Origin of the sequence: Micromonospora sp. NPDC047620, assembly GCF_043205005.1 — a bacterium.
Classification (GTDB): domain Bacteria; phylum Actinomycetota; class Actinomycetes; order Mycobacteriales; family Micromonosporaceae; genus Micromonospora.
Genome location: NZ_JBIDDG010000008.1, coordinates 168979 through 187557 on the forward strand (window position 1 = coordinate 168979; position 18579 = coordinate 187557).

Genomic DNA, 18579 nt, shown 5'->3' on the forward strand with positions numbered 1-18579 from the left:
GGTCTCTCCCCTCATCGTGTCGCCGCCGGATCCGCCCGCCGCTCCTCGTCGTCCCGTTGCCGACGCTGCGGGGCGGCGGGCAGCAGCGCGCGGGTCAGCGGGTGTCGGGCCGCGCCGAGCAGGGCGTCGGCGGGTCCCTGCTCGACGACGCGTCCGTCGTCGAGCACGACGATCCGGTCGGCGAGGCGGGCCACGACGTCGCGGTCGTGACTGATCACGACCAGCGCCAGGTCGCGGCGTCGACGCAGGTCGTCCAGCAGCGCGAGGATGTGTTCCCGGGCGTCGCCGTCCAGGCCGGCGGTGATCTCGTCGCAGATCAGCACGCGGGGCTCGCCGGCGAGGGCGCGGGCCAGCGCCGCGCGGTGCAACTCCCCGCCGGAGAGCCGGTCGGGCGGGCCGGCCACGGTGTGTTCGGCGAGGCCCACCTGGTCGAGCAGGCGCAGGGCGGTGCGCCGGGCCTCGGCGTCGGTGGCGTCCCGCAAGCGCCGGGCGGCGCGGGCGACCTGGTCGAGGACCGGGCGGTACGCGTCGAAGCTCGCCCGGGCGTCCTGGAACACGTACTGGACGGCCGCGAGGTCGCGCCGGTCCCGCCGGTCGAGGTGCGGGTCGAGGCGTCGGCCGGCGAGCGCGACCAGGCCGCCGGTCTGCGGGTGCAGCCCGGCGACGCAGCGCGCCAGTGTCGTCTTGCCGCTGCCGGACCGGCCGACCACGGCGAGGCACTCCCCGACGGCGGCCGTCGTGCCGACGCCGTGGACGACGGTGCGCCGGCGACCCCCGTGGCGGTGGGTGGCCACGAGGCCGGTGACGGTGAGCAGCGGTGAGGCGTCCCGGCCGGCGGCCGGGCCCCGGGTCGGCGGGACGGGCGCCTCCTCCCGGTCGCGGTGGTGCCGCGCCGCCAGGACCTCGGCCGTCGGGCCCTGCGCGACGGCGGTCCCGTGGCGCAGCACCAGGACGCGGTCCGCGACGGCGCGGACGAGAGGCAGGTCGTGACTCAGCAGGACCACCGCCATGCCGTGGCGGGCGAGCGCCGTCAGTTCGCGCGCGACGTCGCGGCGGGTGAGCGCGTCCTGCCCGGTGGTGGGTTCGTCGGCGACGAGGAGGACCGCCCGCGCGAGCAGGGCGTGGGCGATGACCAGTCGCTGTTGCTGGCCGCCGGAGAGCTGGTGGGGGAAGCGCCGCAGGAACCGGCGGTCGGTGGGCAGGGCCATCCGGTCGAGCACGTCGGCCACCGCCTGTCGACGGGCGCGGCGGGTCCGGCCGGGCGGGTGGCGCCGGGCGATCTCGCCGAGCACGGCGCCGACGCGGCGGAGGGGATGGAGCGCCACGGCGGGCTGCTGGGGGACGTACCCGACGGTGCCGGCCGGGGGCGGCGCGCCGGCGGTGACGGCCGAGCCCGCCAGCGCGATCCCGCCGGTGAGGCGGACGCCCGGCGTGGTCTCGCCGAGCAGCGCCCGGCCGGTGGTGGTCTTGCCGCTGCCCGACGCGCCGACGACGGCGAGGATCTCCCCGGCGCCGAGGTCGAAGGACACCCCGTCGACGAGCCGCCGCTGCCCGGCCGCGGCGGTCAGCCGCCGCACCCGCAGGAGCGGCCCACCGGGCGGCGGTCGCCGATCCGCTCCGGGAGCCTGCGGGCCGGAGCGGCGGTCCCGGCGGGGCGGGTGGGCGCCCCGGGCGGGCGGCCTCGCGTCCCTGGGCGGCGGGGCCGGATCGGCGCGGGCGGCCAGCACCTGGTCGGCGACCAGGTTGACGCCCACCGCCAGGGCGACGACCAGCGCGGCCGGTACGACGACGGCCCACGGTTGCAGGAACAGCCCGGTGCGGTTGCGGTCGACCATCACGGCCCAGTCCGCGGCGTCGGGGGCGACGCCGACGCCGAGGAAGCTGGCCGTGGCGACCAGGTAGACCGCGCCGACGAACCGGACCCCGGCGTCGGCGAGCAGGACCCGGCGGACGCCACGCCCCACGTACCCGCCGGCCCGGCGCCACCACGTCTCCCGGTGCAGGCGCATCGCCTCCACCGCCGGCCCGTGGGCGAGCGGCAGGGCGGCGGCCCGGGTGACCCGGGCGATCTCGGGAAGGGCGACGAGCGCCACGACGCCGACGAGGGTGGCCGGCCCGGGCCGTGCGACGGCGGCCACCAGGATCAGCAGCAGCAGGGACGGTACGGCGAGGACCAGGTCCAGTGGGCGCATGAGGATCTCGTCGACCCACCGGCGGCGGGTCGTCGCGGCGAGCAGGCCGACGGGAACCCCGACGAGGTAGGCCAGCAGGGTGGCGGCGACGGCCACCAGGACCACGGACCGGCCGCCGAGCAGCACCTGGTGCAGGACGTCCCGGCCGACGAAGTCGGTGCCGAGCGGCCCGTCGGGGGCGAACGGCAGACCGCGGGCACCGGCGTCGCCGGCCAGGGCGGGGCCGAGCACGGCGAGGCCGAGCGGCACGGCGAGCAGCAGGCCCGCGCCGAGCGTACGCAGCGGGGGCCTCACCGGACGGCTCCGGTACGCGGCGCGAGCCGGAACGCCACCAGGTCGGCGGTCAGGTTCACGGCCACGGCGGTGACGGCGACGAGCACGCACAGCGCCTGGACCGTGGGGACGTCCCGGGTGGAGACGGCGTCGACGAGGGCGGTGCCGAGACCGGGTACGACGAACACCGCCTCGACGACGATGACGCCGCCGAGCAGCCAGTCGGTGGTGCGGGCGAGCTGCTGGGCCACCGGGGCCAGGGCGTGGGGCAGCGCGTGGCGCAGCCAGAGTTGGCCGCCGGTGATGCCGAGACGCCGGGCGTGCCCGACGTGGTCGGCGCGCAGCGCGTCCACCATGCCGGCCCGGGTGAGCCGGCTGATCGTGCAGACGGGCCGGGCCAGCAGGACGAGCAGGGGCAGGACGAGGACTGCCGGCCGCGCGGACAGGTCGGCGCCGAACGCCGTGGGCGGCAACCAACCGAGCTGTACGCCGAACCCGGCGACGAGCAGGATCGCCAGGGCGAACTCCGGCACGGCGTACAGGGCGACGGACCCGGCGGACAGCGCCCGGTCGAGCCGGCCCCCTTCGCGCCGGGCGGCCAGCATGCCGACGCCCACGGCCAGCGGCACCAGCACCGTCAGGGTGAGAGCCGCCAACAGCACGGTGGCGCCGGCGCTGTCGGCGAGCCGCTCGGCGACCGGCCGCTGGGAGACCAGCGAGACGCCGAGGTCGCCCCGGAGGAGGCCGGTCAGCCAGTCGAAATAGCGCTGCCAGGCCGGCTGGTCCAGGTGCAGGTGCGCGCGGATCAGGGCGATGCGGGCCGGATCGGGCTGGTCACCGGCGATCACCACGGCGGCGTCACCGGGCAGCGCCTCGGTGAGCACGAAGACGACGGTGGCGACGCCGACGACCTGCCCGACGCCGAGCAGCAGCCGCCGGACGGCGTAGCGGGGCAGGCTCATACCAGCCAGACCTCGTCGAAGCGGGCCCAGTCGAGGGTGTTGGCGGGGGCGTCGGCCGAGACGCCGCCGACCCGTGGGCTGGTGGCGACGAGGAAGTCGGCGAAGCCCCAGATCAGGAAGCCGCCCTCGGCGTGCAGCATGCGCTGCATGTCGCCGTACGCCTGCCGCCGGGCCTGCTCGTCGGCGCTGGAGACGGCCCTGGCGTAGTGGGCGTCGAAGTCGGGCCGGGCCCACCTGGTGGCGTTGGTGGTGGAGTGGGTGAGCAGCCGCTGGGAGATGTGCGTCTCGATGGGCATGGCGCCGGAGCGGTACGACGCCAGCACGCCCGAGCCGAGGATGTCCCTCCAGTAGGTGTCCTTGTCGCCGATCCTCGGTTCGACGACGAGGCCGGCCTTCCTGGCCTGTTCGGCGAAGACGCTGGCGGCCTCGACGAATCCGCTGGCCACCGGCGCGGTGTCGAGCGGCACGCGCAGGCCGCGGGCGCCGGCCCGGTCGACGAGGAACCGGGCCCGGTCGAGGTCCTGGGAGCGCTGGGCGATGTCGTCGGCGTAGTGCTGGTAGCCCTTGCCGAACAGGTCGTTGCCGACCTGCCCGGAGCCGGCGAGCACGGTGTCGACGAGCTGCCGCCGGTCGGTCAGCAGGAACATGGCCTCGCGCAGGTCGCGGTCGTCGAACGGGGGACGGTCCACCTTCATCGCGAACGACTGCATGGTGCTGTTCGGCATCCGCGTGACGGTCATCCGGCGGTCGGCGGCGTACGTGCGGGCGGTGGTCGGGGTGACGTCGTGCGCGTAGTCCACCTGGCCGGCGAGCAGGGCGTTGACCCGGGCGGACTCCTCGTTGCTGGTCAGGTACTCCAGCTCGTCGAGGTGGGCCGCGCCGTCCCAGTGGTCGGCGTACCGCCGTAGCAGCAGCGACCGGCCCGGCCGCCAGGTGTCGAATGTGAACGGGCCGGAGCCGACGGGACGGTCGAAGGCCTTCGTGCCCTCGGGGACGATGTAGGCGCCGAAGGCCGCGAGGGCGTTGGGGAACTCGGCGAAGGGTCGCTTGAGGGCCAGCTCCACGACGCGGTCGCCGACCGCCCTGCTCGCGGCCAGGTCGATCATGTCGAGGCTCGCCCTGGCGCGGAAGGCCCGCGTCGGGTCGGTGATCCGCGCGTAGCTGTACAGGACGTCGGCGGCGCGTACCGGCCGGCCGTCGTGGAAGGTGGCCTGGCGCAGGGTGATCCGCCACCGGGTGAGGTCGGCGCTGGGTTCCCAGCCTTCGGCGAGACGGGGCCGGATGGAGACGTCGGAGCCGTAGTCGGCGAGCTTGTCGAACATCGCCTTGGCCCGCGACGCCTCGTTGAACAGGTTCGCCAGGTGGGGGTCGAGGGTCTCGTTGGCGCCGCCGCCGGCGAACGCCGCCCGCAGCCGCCCGCCGCGCCGGGGCCGGCCGGACGGGGCGGCGCCCGGGCCGGTGTGGACGCCGCAGCCGGTCAGCGCGACACCGGTCGAGGCGGCGGCGGAGAGGGCGGCGCCGCCGAGCAGGGCGCGGCGGGTCAGCCTCGGCGTGGCGGTGGGCGAGAGGGCCATGCTGGCGGGTCCTTCCGGAGGCAGGTGGAAAGTCGTGCGAGCGATTCGCCAAAACGATAACGGTTTCCATTTGCGTCCTGCCGGGAGGGTTGCCGGGTGCATGGCATTGCACCTGCATTGCGAACGACGTACGGTGTTCGCAATGCAGGTGTATTGCAAAAGGGGGGCTGGCGTGCGGGTGATCGCGTTGTCCGAGGTGACCGGGGACATGACCGGGCTGGTGGGCGGCAAGGCGGCCCGGCTGGCGGAGCTGGCGCGGTCGGGCGAGCGGGTGCCGGACGGCTTCTGCGTCACCACCGCCGCCCACGAGCGGGGCGTGGTGCCGCGGGCCGAGGTCACGCAGGCGTACGAGCGGCTCGGCGGGGGACCGGTGGCGGTGCGCTCCAGCGCGACCGCGGAGGACCTCCCGGACGCCAGCTTCGCCGGGCAGCAGGACACCTTCCTCGCCGTCACCGGGATCGCCGATCTCCTGACGGCGATCGATGGATGCCGGCGCTCGCTGCACGACCCCCGCGCCGTCGCCTACCGCGACGCCCACGGGATCGACCACGCGTCGGCGCGGGTGGCCGTCCTGGTGCAGCGCATGGTCGACCCGGTGACCGCGGGTGTGCTGTTCACCGCCAACCCGCTCACCGGCTGCCGCACCGAGATGATGGTGGAGGCGGCCGAGGGGCTCGGCACGGCCGTCGTGGACGGCAGCGCCGCCGTGGAGCGGTACGTCCTCGACGGATCACCCCGGGCCGGTGCCGGCCTGCTCACCGCCGAGCGGCTGGACGAGCTGCGGGACGCGGGTCGCCGCCTCCAGGAACGGTTCGGCTGCCCGCAGGACGTCGAGTGGGCCTACGACCGGCAGGGCGTGCTCTGGCTGCTCCAGTCGCGGCCGATCACCACGCTGTTCCCGCTGCCACCGGAGACCGGGCGGCCGGCTCCCCGGGTCTACCTGGAGTTCGGCCACGTGCAGGGCATGCGGCAACCCGCCACCCCGATGGGCATGTCCACCCTGAAGTCGCTGGTGGCGGCGATGCTGGCGTCGTTCGGCCTGACCGTGGAGATCACCGACATCGGCGGGCGCCTGTACGGCGACCTGACCGACCTCGCGCGGCACCCGTCGACCCGCAAACGGCTGGTCAAGCTGATGGCGGTGGACTTCGGGCCGCGGGCCCAGGCGGTGATGGAGCACGTGCTCGCCGACCCGCGCTTCGCGCCGCTGCCGGCTTCCGGTCCGGGGCGTACGGCCACCGGCCCGGCGCTGCGGACCGCCGCCCGCGCGGCGACCGGGGTCGTGCGGGCGCTGGCCCGCCCGGAGGCCGCCCGAGCCCGACTGTTCCGGGAGGTCGAACGTCTCCGGGTCGGCTCGGCCGCGCCCGCCGGGCTGGACACCGCCGCCGAACGGCTGCGGTACGTGCGCGACGAGGACCCGTCGGCCAGCCCCGACGACCTCGTCTGGCCGATCGTCGCCGGGATGCTCGCCGCCACGCTGCCGGCCTCGCTGCTGCGGGGCGTGGCCGGCCCCGGCGAGATCGACACGGTGCTGGGCGGCATGCCGCACAACGTCACCATCGAGATGGACCTGGCGTTGTGGCGGCTGAGCCAGCAGGCCGCCGCGCATCGTAACCTGCTGCTCACCACCCCGCCGCAGGACCTGGCCGCGGCGTACGCGCGGGGAACGCTGCCCGACATCGGCCTGGCGGCGTTCCTGGACCGCTACGGTCACCGCGCCGCCGCCGAGGTCGACCTCGGGGTGCCGCGCTGGGACGAGGACCCAGCCCCGGTCTTCGCGATGATCGCCAACTACCTGCGCGTCACCGACCCGGAGCAGGCCCCGGACCGGCGCTTCGCCCGCGCCGCCGAGGCCGCCGAGGCCGCCTGCGCGGACCTCGTCGCCCGGGCGCGCCGGCGCCGGCCGCTCCGCGGCCGGATCGCCGGATTCCTCCTGCGCCGGGCACGGATGCTTGCCGGCCTGCGAGAGGCCGGCAAGTTCGCCGGCCTCTACCGGCTACGGGAGATGCGCCGTCAACTGCTGCTCGTCGGCGCCGAGCTGGCGGAGCGGGGGCTGCTGGGGCGGCCCGACGACATCATGTTCCTCACCCTCGACGAGGCGCACGCGGCCGTGCACGACGGCGCCGACCATCGCTCGACGGTCACCGCGCGCCGCGCGACGTACCGGCGGGAACTGCGCCGCCCGGCGGTGCCGGTGGCCCTGCTCTCCGACGGCACCGACGTCGAGGCCGTCCTCGCGCCGCCGCCGGCCCCGGACGGCGTCCTCCGGGGGGTGGGCGCGGCGGCGGGCCGGGCGACCGGCCCGGCGCGGGTGGTCCACGACCCGGCCGCCGCCCACGTCGAACCCGGCGACGTGCTGGTCGTTGCCACCACCGACCCCGGCTGGACGCCCCTGTTCCTCACCGCCGCCGCGCTGGTCACCGAGACGGGGGCGGTGATGGCGCACGGCCCGACGGTCGCCCGGGAGTACGGCATCCCCGCCGTCATCTGCGTCCCCGACGCCACCCGCAGGATCCGGACCGGCCAGCTCGTCACGGTGGACGCCGCCGCGGGCACGGTGACCCCGCACCCCGCACCCCGCCCCCGGGCCGCGGAGCCGTCGGTGATCGGCGAGGCGTCCGCGTCGTGACAGCATGAGGCCATGCCGAAGAAGGTCGACCGCCACGAACGGCGCACGCTGATCGCGGCCGCCCTGATGCGCGTCGCCGCGCGTCAGGGCGTGGAGGCCGTGAGCCTGCGTCACGTGGCGGCCGAGGCCGGCGTCTCGGCCGGAATGGTCCAGCACTACTTCCGCACCAAGGACGAGATGATGGCCTTCGCCATGACCGTCGTGCGGGAGCGCAGCCAGGCCCGGGTGACCGAGGCGATCGCCCGGCTCGGCGAGGACCCGGCCCCCCGGCTGCTGCTCCGCACGATGGTCGCCGCGCTGCTACCGCTGTCCGAGGAGTCGCTCGCCGACGGGCGGGTCGCCCTGGCGTTCCTCGCGTACGCGGCGGTGCGGCCGGACGTCGCCGCCGGCATGCGCGAGGACACCGACCAGCTGCGCGCCTTCGTCGCCGGTCTCATCCCGGGTCCCCGGCGGGACGAGTACGCGGCCGGCGTGCTGGCGCTGATGGAGGGGCTGGGTGTCCACCTGCTCGGCGGCTACTACACCGCCGAGCAGGCGCTCGCCGCGTTGGACGCCCACCTCGACCTCGTGTTCGCCGGCGGCGGGACGTCTCGATAAAAGTTTTCGTCTCCATCGATGATCCTCTTGGAACTTATCTCCAGAGCGACTACCCTCCTGTGGACCACCTACCGTCCATCGTGGAGGAGACTGGTCATGCGCAAGCTGATGTCAGCGGTCGGAGCGGGGGCCCTGCTGACCGTGGGGTTGTTGGCCGGCGCCGCCCCGGCGCAGGCGGCGAGCTGCACCCTCGTGCAGTCCGAGATCTACAACGGCGCCAACATGATCGCGTGGTCCCAGGGGCTGCAGGGCTGCTCGGGTGACGTCTACTGGGAGATCCAGTCGGGCGACGCGGGTGGCTGGCAGGTCGCGCAGAGCGGCACCACGCACTACGACAACGCGGTCCAGAGCTACTACGGTGACGTCGAACTACCGTGTTACCTGCGGGTCTACGCGAAGTTCGGCAGCCAGGAGAAGCTGACCCAGCCGGTGCAGAACTACAACTGCGCCGGCTGACGCCCGCCGGCACGGGCCGCAGCCGCACGGCTGTGGCCCGTGCCGAGAGCCGCCGCTCAGGGCGTCGGATACCGGGCGACGTAGACCGGCGCGCCGACCCGGGTCGTGTCGGCCGGCCCGCCCACGCCGTTGACCACGTGCGTGCCGGGGCGGGGCCGTCCGGCGGTGGCCGTGCCGGACGGCGCGACCCGGTGGCGCCGCCGGACGAACCGACGGCGCCACCGGGTGCGGCCCGCGCATCAGGCGGAACGGCCTCCGGGCGGGATCACACCGTCCCGACCGGGCGCTGGTGGGCGCCGGTGATGTCGGTGCCGGCGATGTGCGGCGTGGAGCCGGTGACGAAGAGCCGGTAGCCGTCGTGGTAGCCGACGTAGGAGCCACGCTGGTGGTGGGTGACGCGCAGGTTCAGCCGCGTGCCGGCGGCAACCTGGACCTGGATCGTGTCGGCCAGTTCGACGGAGTTCGACACGGCGAGCACCCGTCCCGTGTCGTCGGTCAGCCGCAGGTCGAAGTCGTCCACGAGCGCCGTGCCACGCGCCGCGCCGCTCGGGTAGTCCAGGTGGTTGTTCGCGGCGCTGGTCACGTACCCCGACAGGGTGGCGAGGTCGTAGCGCATCCACTTCGGGACGACGTTGACGGTGACCCACTGGGTGCTCTGGGAGGTGAACCGGTAGTCGACGGAGCTGCCGGGCGACAGCGTGCTGCGCTCCACCATGAACGAGGTGTCGTTGCCGTAGCCAATACCGCGGGCGTACTCGTCGCGGTATTGCTCGTACAGCTCGTAGCTGCGGGTGGAGGTCCCGTACGGCACGGTCGCGGTACGGCGCACCGCGCCGCCGCTGGTGACGTACGCCCCGTCGGCCGTGCGCCCGAGCCCGTGCGCGCCGGCCGGGCCGAGCGGACCCAACGGGCCGAGCGGGCCGAGCGGCCCGACGGGGCCCAGCACGCCCCACACGCCGCCGGCCTGGACCTGCTTGCTGAAGTCACCCAGGCTGGGCAGCGTCTCGTGGTACGCCTCCGGCGACAGCGGGCCGTCGGGGCCGAGCGGGCCCCACTCGCTCATCGGCCCGCCGTACCAGCCGAGCATGCCTGCCCAGTCCTCCCAGGCGGTTCCGGTGATCCAGCTTGACGGGTGCCATGGCTCGACGCCGATCGGACCGGCGACGCCGAGCGGCCCCCAGGGGCCGATCAGCCCGTAGTGGCCCAGGGGGCCCATGGGCTTGAGGTAGTCGGCGGGGCGCAGCGGGTCGCCGGAATAGGTGGTCTGCACCGTGGGGCTGACCGTGGACAGGTCGCCGCCGAGGGCCTCCACCGAGGTCGCCGACACGTAGCCGGCGTCCGCGGCCCGGGCGGGGGGCGCCGCTGCGACGACGCCCACCGTGGCGGCGAGCAGTGCCGTGAGAAGGCGCCGTCGGGCCGGCGTCGCCCGGCGGCGTGCTGCGGGTGTCCCCTGCATGTGTCGTGCTCCCGTGTCGTGTCGTCGATGGACCAGGCCGGCGCCCCGACATGCCCGGACACGCGTCACCGCAGCCGACGGCGCCGCCCCTCTGAAATGGGCGGAGACGGGTGGGGGTGATGCTCGGCGTCGGAAATCACGTGCCGACCGGGCCGGGAAACCGGCCCACAGAGCCTACAAAAGGACGGGCCGCGCGGGAAATCCGAAAAGGCGTGACTTTCGTCTTCTTGACTTCACCACGGGCCGCCGCCAATGCGGCGGCGCCCGACGGCTCGCCCGCTTCTGTGGACGACTGGAAAATCCGGGTGGGCCGGCAGGGAAATGACGCAGAAAGCGACGGCGCGAAATGCGGGACCTGTCGTCGCCGCCCCGCGCGGACCCCCGGGCGTGCCGGCCGGTCGACGCCGGCTCCCGGGCCCGCTTCCCGGATCCGCTGTCCACCCCGCCGGCCCTTGGCAGAGTGAAGGCGTGACCGAGAAGGGGCCGACGGTGGCGGCCGGCCGGATCCAGCTGGTCGGGGAGTCCAGCGCGGTCAGCCGGCTGGAGCTCTTCCTCGACCTGATCTTCGTCTTCGCCTTCATCACCGTGTCCAGCACGGCCGCGGCCGACCTGACCGTCGCGAGCCTGCTGCACGGCGTGGTGCTGCTGGTCCTGCTGTGGACCTGCTGGCTGTCGTACGCCTGGCTCGGCAACGTCGTCCGGGTGGACCGGGGCGTCATGCCGGTGGTCATCTTCGGCCTGGCGGCGGTGATCCTGGTCGTGGGGGTGACCCTCAACGAGACGTTCTCCGACAAGCCGGGCGGCCTGCACGGGCCGCTGGTCGTCGTGGTCTGCTACCTGCTCGTCCGCTCCGGCGCGCTGCTGGTGGCCACCGTCGCCGTCTGGCGGGATCCCGCCGCCCGGCGCACGTACCCGCGTGTCTGGGTGCCCCTGCTCGCCGCCGCGCCGTTGGTGCTGGCCGCGGGCCTCCTGCCCGTCGGCGCGTTCGGTGCCGGCGGCGAAGCCCGGGAGTGGGCCCGCTTCGCGCTGCTGCTGGCCGCCTTCCTCGTCGAGTACCTCGGGATAGCGATCATCGGCGTGAGCTGGTGGCGCGTCCAGTCCGTCAAGCACTGGACCGAGCGGTTCCATCTGATCATCCTGGTGGCGTTCGGCGAGATCATCATCTCGGCCGGCGCGGGCCAGGGTGTCGGCTGGGCCAGCCCGGTCACCTGGGGGGTGGTCGGGGGCGTCGTGCTCAGCATGCTGCTGGTGGGCGTGCTCTGGTGGACGTACTTCGACATCGCCAGGTTCTCCGCCGAGGACGCGCTGGAACAGACCCCCGGTGTCGCCCGCTCGCGGCTCGCCCGGGACGCGTACACGTTCCTGCACCTGCCGATGATCGTCGGGCTGATCCTGCTCTCGCTCGGGCTCAAGCACACGTTCAACAGCGTGGCGTTCCAGTCGGTGCGGTCGGCGCCGGCGCTCGGCCTCTTCGCCCTGTACGGCGGGGTGGCGCTGTACCTGCTCGCCCTGATCGCCTTCGAGCGCCGGACGATCGGCATCTGGGGCCGCGGGCCGCTCGTCGGCCTCGTCCTGGTGCTGGCGCTCGCCCCGGTGGCGGCGCGGGCGCCGGTGGTCGCCCAGCTGGGGCTGCTCGCCGCCGCGGTCGCCAGCCTGGTCCTGCTCGACCGCACCGTCTTCCGGGTGCGGCACCGGGCGCTGCACCGGGCGATCGAGCCGGTCACCGAGCGCTCCACCGGAGTCACGCCCAAGGAACTCTTCCTCGACCTGGTCTTCGTCTACGCCTTCATCCAGGTCACCGAGCTGATGACCGCGCAACCCGGCTGGCGCGGGCTGCTCCAGGGGCTGGCGGTGCTCGTGCTGCTCTGGTGGGCGTGGTGCAGCTACGCCTGGCTCGGCAGCTCGTTCCGCACCGAGAACGCCCTCGCCCGGCTCCTGCTCCTCGGTGCCGCGGCGAGCATCCTGGTGATCGCCGTCGCCGTGCCCGCGGTCTTCATCGGCCTGCCCGGCGGCCTGCCGGGACCGCTGGTCTTCGTGACGTGTTACGGCCTCGTGCGCGCCCTGAACTTCGTCGCGTTCTGGACGGTCGCCAGGAAGGACCGGCTGTTCCGCGGCCAGTTGGTGCGCCTCGCGGTGTCGGCCGCCGTGGCGCTCGCGCTGCTCTACGCCGCCGCCATCGTCCCGCCGCCGTCGGACGATCCGCAGGCCTTCCGACCCGTCCGTGTCGCCCTGTGGGCCGCGGCCATTATCGTCGAACTCGGCAGCGGTTACCTGCTCAACGCCCGGCACTGGCCGGTCCGCTCCGCCGAGCACTGGGCCGACCGGTTCGGCCTGATCATCCTCGTCGCGCTCGGCGGCGCGATCGTCTCGACCGGCGCCTCGGTGAGCAACCGCGCGGTCTCCGTGCCCGTGGCCGTCGCCTCCGTGCTGAGCCTGGTGGTGGTCGCCATGCTCTGGTGGGCGTACTTCGACGTCGACGCCACCGCGGGGCAGCGAGGCGTGCAGAGACTGCACGACGGCCGGCGCAGCCGGCTCGCGCTCGAGGCGTACACGTACTCGCACCTGCCGATGATCGTCGGGGTCGTGCTGGTCGCGCTCGGGCTGCGCAAGACGGTGGCGGAGGTCGAGCGGGTCGCCGGACCCGTCGGGTGGTGGGACATGTCCCACCTCACCCTCTACGGCGGGGTGATCGTCTTCCTTCTCGCCGACCAGGCCTTCTGGTGGCGAATCCAGCACCGGGTCCGTGGCCTGCGGCTCGTCGCGATCGTGGCGTTGGTCGGGCTGACGGCGGTGACCACCGCGGTGTCCCGGCTGGCGGGGCTGGCCGTCCTCGCCGGCGCCCTGTGCGCGTTCGCGCTGGCCGAGGCCGTCAGCACCCGCCAACTGCGGCACGCCGCGCACGACCCGCTGGTCCCGGAGTCGTCCGCACCGCACGGGCGCTGACCGGGCGCCGCCGGGAGCCGCTTGCCCGCCGACCTCCGAGGCCGTCCGACCGGAAACCGCCGCGTCGTGACCACCCCCGGCAACGCTCCGCGATGGTTCCGCGCCCGCCGAGCCGGCCCGGAAGAAATTCCGAGGACGTCATTCGGTACGCCGGAAACAGCAATTCCCCGCCGTCGTCATCGGCATACGACAATAGGGATGGGTCACACGGGGAAACTACCCGGATTGGTGCCTCGGCCCATGGCGGTCAGGGCAGAATGTGCGCAGCGGGCACGAGGGCCGGCGTCAATTGATTCGCCATTCCCGTTGCCCCTGCTGGCGTCGTTCCGCCCCGCCGCCCGGCCACCCGCCCACCCCGGCTCGCCGCGCGCGGGCGGCGGTCGACACGTCACGGCGTCAGGCACTTCTCGAACCAGTGGTGCGCGTAGTGCTCGGTGTTGTAGGGCTCGATCTCCCGGTAGCCGGCCGCGCGGTACATCGCGATCGCCTCGGTGAGGTTGCGATTGGTGTCCAGCCGGACGGCGGTCCAGCCCCGTGCGGCGGCGTGTCGTTCCAACTCGCCGAGCATCCGCCGCCCGACCCCGAGCCCGCGTACGGTGTCCGCCACCCAGACCCGCTTGATCTCGGCCGGCGCGTCGTGGTGGAGCTTGACCGCGCCGCACCCGACGGGCTCGCCGTTGAGGGTGGCGAGCAGGAACAGGCCGGCCGGCGGGACGAGGTCCTCGTCGTGCACCGGGTTGCTCCGGCTCGGATCGAACCCGTCGTCGAAGCGTCGGGAGACTTCCCGGGCATAGGCCCGCGTGCAGGCCCGGGCCCGCGGGTCGCCGGGCGGGCAGGGTGCGATGACCACCATCGACGCGACGAGCAGCCGCTCGACCTCGGCCATCGCCGCGACGAGCCGCTCCCGGCGCCGCGCGGACAGCGGTGCGAGGATCGACGAGGCGAACTCGTCGGAGCGCTTGTCGAGTTCACACCACTCCGCCCGGCCGGCGTCGGTGAGCGTGGCGACCCGTACCCGCCCGTCGCCCCCGAGAGGGGCGGACGGCCCGACGGTGACCAGCCCGTCGTGCTCCAGGGCGCGCAGGAGCCGGCTGAGGTGACCCGAGTCCAGCCCGAGCCGGGCCCGGAGCACCGCGACCTCGCTGCCACCGGGGCCGATCTCCCACAGCACCCGCGCCTGCGCGAGGGGACGCCCGCGCGCCATGTACGCGTCGTCGAGGGCGCCCACCCGCTGGGTCACCGTCCGGTTGAACCGCCGCACCGCGGCGACGAGCTGATCCGAGGTCATAAAACCTGACTTTAGTCAGCTATCCGTCTCGGCGCCAGGGGCTTGCGGGGCCGGTGGCCAGGTGGCGCCCGGTCGAACGCCGTGGCCGAGCGGCCGGTCGCCCGGCTATGGTGTCGGCCATGCAGGATCGGCACGGTCTCCGCCGCGTCGGCAAGCGCGTCTCGCTGCCGGCGCTGCTGATGCTGGCCGTGCTGGTCATGGTGCTGTCGGCGGCGCGGGCCGTCGGGCTGTGCATCGTGTTCCGGTGCACGCGGCGGGCCGTCCCCGGGTGCGTGCCGGCGTGGTCGGCGGACCGTGCTCCGCCCAGGCTGACGTTCGCCGTCTGAAGCCTGTTCGCCTCCCGACGCCCTGCGGCGCCGGCCCGTGGCTTGGAGCACCATGCCGACCCTGCGTCACGACACGCGTCCCCGTTCCCTGTCCGTCGGTAACGGACCGTCCCGACCGATGACGTGCGCCGCCGCGCACGCTTCGGCGTGGGGACGGTGAGCATGCTGGCTCCCGGCGCGTACGCCCGCCTCGGCGTACGGCATCCCGTCGCCCTCGACCTCGGCACGTCGACGGTGCGCGTGTGGACCCCGGTGCACGGGGAGGTCGTCACCGAACCCGCCGTCGTCGCGCGGATACCCTCCGGCGGCCATGCGGTCGGGCGCGCCGCGATGGACCTGCGCGCCACCAGCGGCGCGAAGCTGTTGTGGCCGGTGCGGCACGGTGTGGTGGAGGACTTCTTCACCTGTGTGCACCTGTTGCGGGTGGTGGCGGCGGCCGCCGGGCGGCCGGGCGACGACGTCTCACCGGTCGTCGTCGGCGTGCCGGCCACCGCCACGTTGCAGCAGAAGAACCTCCTGGTCGCGGTGGTCCGCCGCGCGCTCGGCGGGCGCGTCGCCACCGTGGAGGAGCCGTTGGCGGCAGCCCTGGCCTGCCAGGCCGACCTGGACCGCGACGACGTCGTCGCCGTCGACATCGGGCACGGCCGCACCGAGATCGCCCGCATCGCCGACCGTGCGGTCGCCGCCGCCGAGCACGTCGACGTGCCCAACGCCGTCGACCAGGTGCCGTTCATCGCGGCCGCCGTGCGCCGCGTCGGCGCCCGCCCGGTCGGCCCGGGGCGACGTCGGCTGCTGATCACCGGCGGCGGGGCGGCGCATCCGGGGCTCGCGGCCCGGCTGGCCGCCCTGACCGGCCGCACCGTCACGATGCCCCCGGATCCGCACCTGGCCACGCTCGCCGGCCTGCGCCTGCTGCTCACCGGCTGACCCCGGGCGACGGTCCCCGCACGGCGAGGCGACGACGCACCATGCCTGCCGTCGCCGCAGCCGGACGTGCCCCTCGTCCGGCCGTCACCGCACCGCGCCCACCGCTGCGGTTCCCTCATTACCTGGAGTTCCGATGGACGTCGAACTGACACCGCTGCCCGGCATCGGTTTTCGCCGCATGTTCACCACCGACGCCGGATGCCGCGTCGGCGTGGTGACCCACTACGCCGGCGGCCGGCGTGAGCTGGTCTACCACGACGGCGACGACCCCGACGCCACCCGCAGCATCATCCTCAAACGCGACGAAGCCGTCGCCCTCGCGGGACTGCTCGGCCTCCTCGACGTCTTCGACGTCACCATCACCGCGCCCGACGATCCCGGCCGGCAGCCCGCCGCGCCGCGGTGAGTGCCCGCCGGCACACGGATCCCGCGCACCGCGCAGCCTGCGACGACGTCCCCGCCGCGCCACCCGAGCCGCGGCGCGGCGGGAACGTCGACGAGGTCAGCCGGCGCGGCGGAGGCGGCGGAGCATGCCGTCGAGGTCCTGGACGAAGAGTTCGTGCCGGAAGTAGTGGCCCCCGGGAACCTCGCGCCACTCGTGCGGGATGCCGGCGCGGGCCAGAGCCGCCCGGAACTCGCGCTGGCCGGCCAGCACCTGGCGGTGTCGAACCAGTTGACCGGGTCGGGCGAGGTGCCGGCGGCGAGGAAGACGCGCTTGTTGTGGTAGCTGCCGATGCGCTGGACGGGGTTGTCGGCGCTGACCCGGGCCTCGTCCCACAGCGGTGCGCCGTAGACCGTGCCGCCGCCCAGGTCCAGCGCCGCCGAGGTGGCGTTGGCCCAGTGCACGACCAGGCCGAAGTCCCGGCGCAGGCTGGCCGGACCGGAGTGGGAGCTGACCGAACAGAAGTGGCCGTAGTACTTCGCGGCGTACTTGAGGGCGCCGAACCCGCCCATCGAGAACCGGCGACGGCGCGTCCGTCGTACTCCGGGAACGTGCGGAAGTTCGACTCGATCCACGGCAGCAGTTGCGCTATGTGGAAGGTCTCCCAGTTGCGGGGGCCGGTGTTGCTGTGCACCGGCTTCGAGTACCAGCCGGTCGAGGCGTCCGGCATGACGACGATGATCTCCCGGCCGGCGGTGAGATGCCGTGTCGGCGGCCTGGCGGGCTTCTGCCTCGCCCTGCACCGCGTCGATGAGGCCGGCTTCCGTCTGCCCGATCTTGACGTTGAGGGCGTCGATCCTCTCGTCGGACCGGGCGTACAGGGCGACGACCGGCCCGCCCTGCCGTGATGAGGAACGTACGAACAGCCTCATCGGGACCGATCAACCGACCCACCGTCAAACCTCCAAGGAAATCATGAAGCGGAGCAACCGATGAGAAAAGCGCCTATATTGGGGCAAATCGAGTCGGTGGGAGTGTCTTCCCGGCGTGGGCCACCGTTGCGTTAGAGGACCGGGCGCTTGTGGAAGGCGCCGTCGACGGTCCAGGGGGAGAGGACTGACCTCGATGGCGCTGGCTACAGATACCCGCGAGGCGACCCGATCGGGGTGGGGCGGGCCCATTCACATGCTCGCCCTGCTGGGCGTGTGCCTGCTCGCGGCCACCGCGCCCATCGCGCCTGCCGTGTTGCAGACGATCGGGGTCTGGGTCGCCCCCATAATCATCGCGCTGAGGCTGCGGGCGGTGGCTCCCTTGGATGCACTGGCCGTCGCCGTCGCCCTGTGGGCGAGCACAGCCGCCATCGGCCACACCTGGTACCCCGAGGTTCGTGCCACCGCCTGGGCGTATTGGAGCGTCGCTTTGATCTTCGTGGCGACCCGATGCACGATCCGCACTGCCAAAGACATCGCCGCGGTGGGCGCCGCATATCTGTGTGGCTGCCTCTACGCGGCGGCCGACGTGATAGGTCAGGCACGCCAACTCGACACTGCGATCGACGCCGCGCCGGCCCGCATCGGCGCTGGCGGCATCAACGCGAACTACACCGCCTATGCCCTAGTCGCCGGCATACTCATCGCCGTCGCGCTGCTGTTCGTCGCGCCGCTGCCACGCCTGCTGCGGATCGGGGTGGGCCTCACGACCGTCGTGTTTGGGTACGCAATTCTGTGGACCGGCACGCGGGGGGCACAGCTCGCTGTCGCACTCATGCTGATCTACCTGCTCGCATCGACGGTGAACCCGCGCGTGGTGTGGATAGTCTCTGCGGTTGCCGCAGCGGTGACCCTCGTCGCTGTCCCGGCCGGCCTATACGGAGACGAGCGGCTGCTGTGGTGGCAGCAGTTCTTCGACCGCCAAGACGACGGGCTGTCCGGGCGGTTCTACGTGTGGGAGGTGGCGCGCGACCTTTGGTACGACAACCTGTGGACCGGAATTGGGCCCGGTATGTTTCCTATCTCAAACGCACTCGGCATCGGCGCGCACAGTGTGCCCCTCACCATCGCAGTCGAGCTTGGCGTCATCGGGTTGGTGTTGGTGGCGGCAACATTCGTCGGAGCGTTGCGGTCGGCTGCTGCCGGCGGACCGACCACACAGCGCCTCGCGGGGATGCTCGTGATCGCGTGGCTGCCGGTTTGGCTGTCCGGGCATTGGGAGCTATCCCCGGTGGCGTGGCTAGCGGTCGCCATGTGGTCGCGGCTGCCGGCCTGGAACGGAAACCGGGGCCAGCACCGCCTGAGGCGGAATGCCGCCGCGGTCCGACCGTTAGGCAGCCTGAACAGCCAGGGCCGGCCCTGGCGTGGTGTAGCTGGACGGGGTGAACCCGGCGGGCAGCGCTCCCGTGACGCCACTCTGGATCGCCGTGCCGTGGCAGAGCAACGCCGCGGCGGCGGTTGGTAGATCCCGGATCTCCTGGCTCGCGTTGGTGGCCAGCATGCTCACCGCGTCGGAGCCTTGCGGGGTGACGGTCAGCCACAGGGGCACGCCGGTGGCGGGGCCGCTGGCCGGCACGGTGAAGGT

The 18579-nt window shown here is 73.8% G+C and carries 15 protein-coding genes and 1 pseudogene; 9 read left to right on the forward strand and 7 right to left on the reverse strand.

The window, feature by feature from the left end; genetic code table 11:
• Nucleotides 1–11 precede the first annotated feature (11 nt).
• The 3 genes from ACGF5C_RS12145 to ACGF5C_RS12155 are packed head-to-tail and all read right to left on the reverse strand — an operon-like array spanning nt 12 to nt 5001.
• Complete coding sequence (locus ACGF5C_RS12145; protein WP_393300214.1) at nt 12–2486, reverse strand: ATP-binding cassette domain-containing protein; 2475 nt, start codon at nt 2484–2486, stop codon at nt 12–14.
• Entirely contained in the window at nt 2483–3427 is a 945-nt protein-coding gene (locus ACGF5C_RS12150) for an ABC transporter permease (RefSeq protein WP_393300217.1), read from the reverse strand. Before ACGF5C_RS12150 ends, ACGF5C_RS12145 begins: the two co-directional genes overlap by 4 nt.
• Nucleotides 3424–5001, reverse strand: coding sequence for an ABC transporter substrate-binding protein (locus ACGF5C_RS12155; protein ID WP_393300220.1), 1578 nt, complete (start codon nt 4999–5001; stop codon nt 3424–3426). Before ACGF5C_RS12155 ends, ACGF5C_RS12150 begins: the two co-directional genes overlap by 4 nt.
• A gap of 172 nt (nt 5002–5173) precedes the next feature.
• Between ACGF5C_RS12155 and ACGF5C_RS12160 the strand changes: the two genes are divergently transcribed.
• From ACGF5C_RS12160 to ACGF5C_RS12170, 3 genes are all read left to right on the forward strand, one after another.
• Nucleotides 5174–7630, forward strand: coding sequence for a PEP/pyruvate-binding domain-containing protein (locus ACGF5C_RS12160; RefSeq protein WP_393300223.1), 2457 nt, complete (start codon nt 5174–5176; stop codon nt 7628–7630).
• 12 nt (nt 7631–7642) lie between these two features.
• Entirely contained in the window at nt 7643–8227 is a 585-nt protein-coding gene (locus ACGF5C_RS12165; RefSeq protein ID WP_393300226.1) for a TetR/AcrR family transcriptional regulator, read from the forward strand.
• A gap of 96 nt (nt 8228–8323) precedes the next feature.
• Nucleotides 8324–8683 (forward strand): hypothetical protein, encoded by a 360-nt coding sequence (locus ACGF5C_RS12170; RefSeq protein WP_357702788.1) that lies wholly within the window; start codon nt 8324–8326, stop codon nt 8681–8683.
• 265 nt (nt 8684–8948) lie between these two features.
• Here the strand turns inward: ACGF5C_RS12170 and ACGF5C_RS12175 are convergent, their stop codons facing one another.
• Nucleotides 8949–10139, reverse strand: coding sequence for a hypothetical protein (locus ACGF5C_RS12175; protein WP_393300229.1), 1191 nt, complete (start codon nt 10137–10139; stop codon nt 8949–8951).
• Between the two features lie 468 nt (nt 10140–10607).
• Between ACGF5C_RS12175 and ACGF5C_RS12180 the strand changes: the two genes are divergently transcribed.
• Nucleotides 10608–13082: a low temperature requirement protein A gene (locus ACGF5C_RS12180; RefSeq protein WP_393300232.1), complete on the forward strand. Its 2475-nt coding sequence runs from the start codon at nt 10608–10610 to the stop codon at nt 13080–13082.
• A 388-nt stretch (nt 13083–13470) separates the two neighbouring features.
• Here the strand turns inward: ACGF5C_RS12180 and ACGF5C_RS12185 are convergent, their stop codons facing one another.
• Nucleotides 13471–14370: a GNAT family N-acetyltransferase gene (locus ACGF5C_RS12185; RefSeq protein WP_393300235.1), complete on the reverse strand. Its 900-nt coding sequence runs from the start codon at nt 14368–14370 to the stop codon at nt 13471–13473.
• A 119-nt stretch (nt 14371–14489) separates the two neighbouring features.
• Between ACGF5C_RS12185 and ACGF5C_RS12190 the strand changes: the two genes are divergently transcribed.
• The 3 genes from ACGF5C_RS12190 (at nt 14490) to ACGF5C_RS12200 (ending at nt 16029) form a co-directional block, all read left to right on the forward strand.
• On the forward strand, nt 14490–14696 hold the full coding sequence (locus ACGF5C_RS12190) for a hypothetical protein (protein ID WP_393300238.1): 207 nt from the start codon (nt 14490–14492) through the stop codon (nt 14694–14696).
• Between the two features lie 162 nt (nt 14697–14858).
• Nucleotides 14859–15623 (forward strand): rod shape-determining protein, encoded by a 765-nt coding sequence (locus ACGF5C_RS12195; protein ID WP_393300470.1) that lies wholly within the window; start codon nt 14859–14861, stop codon nt 15621–15623.
• A gap of 133 nt (nt 15624–15756) precedes the next feature.
• A complete protein-coding gene (locus tag ACGF5C_RS12200; RefSeq protein WP_357702802.1) occupies nt 15757–16029 on the forward strand; it encodes a potassium transporter TrkA in 273 nt (90 codons plus the stop codon).
• Between the two features lie 96 nt (nt 16030–16125).
• Here ACGF5C_RS12200 and ACGF5C_RS12205 read toward each other — a convergent pair whose 3' ends face one another.
• Complete coding sequence (locus ACGF5C_RS12205) at nt 16126–16278, reverse strand: hypothetical protein (protein WP_393300485.1); 153 nt, start codon at nt 16276–16278, stop codon at nt 16126–16128.
• 59 nt (nt 16279–16337) lie between these two features.
• Nucleotides 16338–16735, reverse strand: a pseudogene (locus ACGF5C_RS12210) (alpha/beta hydrolase-fold protein); the annotation flags it as partial.
• Here ACGF5C_RS12210 and ACGF5C_RS12215 point away from each other — a divergent pair.
• Entirely contained in the window at nt 16674–16913 is a 240-nt protein-coding gene (locus ACGF5C_RS12215; RefSeq protein WP_393300487.1) for a hypothetical protein, read from the forward strand. The pseudogene ACGF5C_RS12210 and the gene ACGF5C_RS12215 sit on opposite strands and share 62 nt — an antisense overlap.
• A gap of 277 nt (nt 16914–17190) precedes the next feature.
• Nucleotides 17191–18459, forward strand: coding sequence for an O-antigen ligase family protein (locus ACGF5C_RS12220; protein WP_393300241.1), 1269 nt, complete (start codon nt 17191–17193; stop codon nt 18457–18459).
• Nucleotides 18460–18579: the final 120 nt, after the last annotated feature.

Bases quoted from the DNA above. Each gene is read 5' to 3' on its own strand.
- ACGF5C_RS12150 (WP_393300217.1), bottom strand. From the start codon at position 3,427: ATGAGCCTGCCCCGCTACGCCGTCCGGCGGCTGCTGCTCGGCGTCGGG.
- ACGF5C_RS12155 (WP_393300220.1), bottom strand. From the start codon at position 5,001: ATGGCCCTCTCGCCCACCGCCACGCCGAGGCTGACCCGCCGCGCCCTG.
- ACGF5C_RS12165 (WP_393300226.1), top strand. From the start codon at position 7,643: ATGCCGAAGAAGGTCGACCGCCACGAACGGCGCACGCTGATCGCGGCC.
- ACGF5C_RS12170 (WP_357702788.1), top strand. From the start codon at position 8,324: ATGCGCAAGCTGATGTCAGCGGTCGGAGCGGGGGCCCTGCTGACCGTG.
- ACGF5C_RS12175 (WP_393300229.1), bottom strand. From the start codon at position 10,139: ATGCAGGGGACACCCGCAGCACGCCGCCGGGCGACGCCGGCCCGACGG.
- ACGF5C_RS12185 (WP_393300235.1), bottom strand. From the start codon at position 14,370: ATGACCTCGGATCAGCTCGTCGCCGCGGTGCGGCGGTTCAACCGGACG.
- ACGF5C_RS12190 (WP_393300238.1), top strand. From the start codon at position 14,490: ATGCAGGATCGGCACGGTCTCCGCCGCGTCGGCAAGCGCGTCTCGCTG.
- ACGF5C_RS12195 (WP_393300470.1), top strand. From the start codon at position 14,859: ATGCTGGCTCCCGGCGCGTACGCCCGCCTCGGCGTACGGCATCCCGTC.
- ACGF5C_RS12200 (WP_357702802.1), top strand. From the start codon at position 15,757: ATGGACGTCGAACTGACACCGCTGCCCGGCATCGGTTTTCGCCGCATG.
- ACGF5C_RS12220 (WP_393300241.1), top strand. From the start codon at position 17,191: ATGCTCGCCCTGCTGGGCGTGTGCCTGCTCGCGGCCACCGCGCCCATC.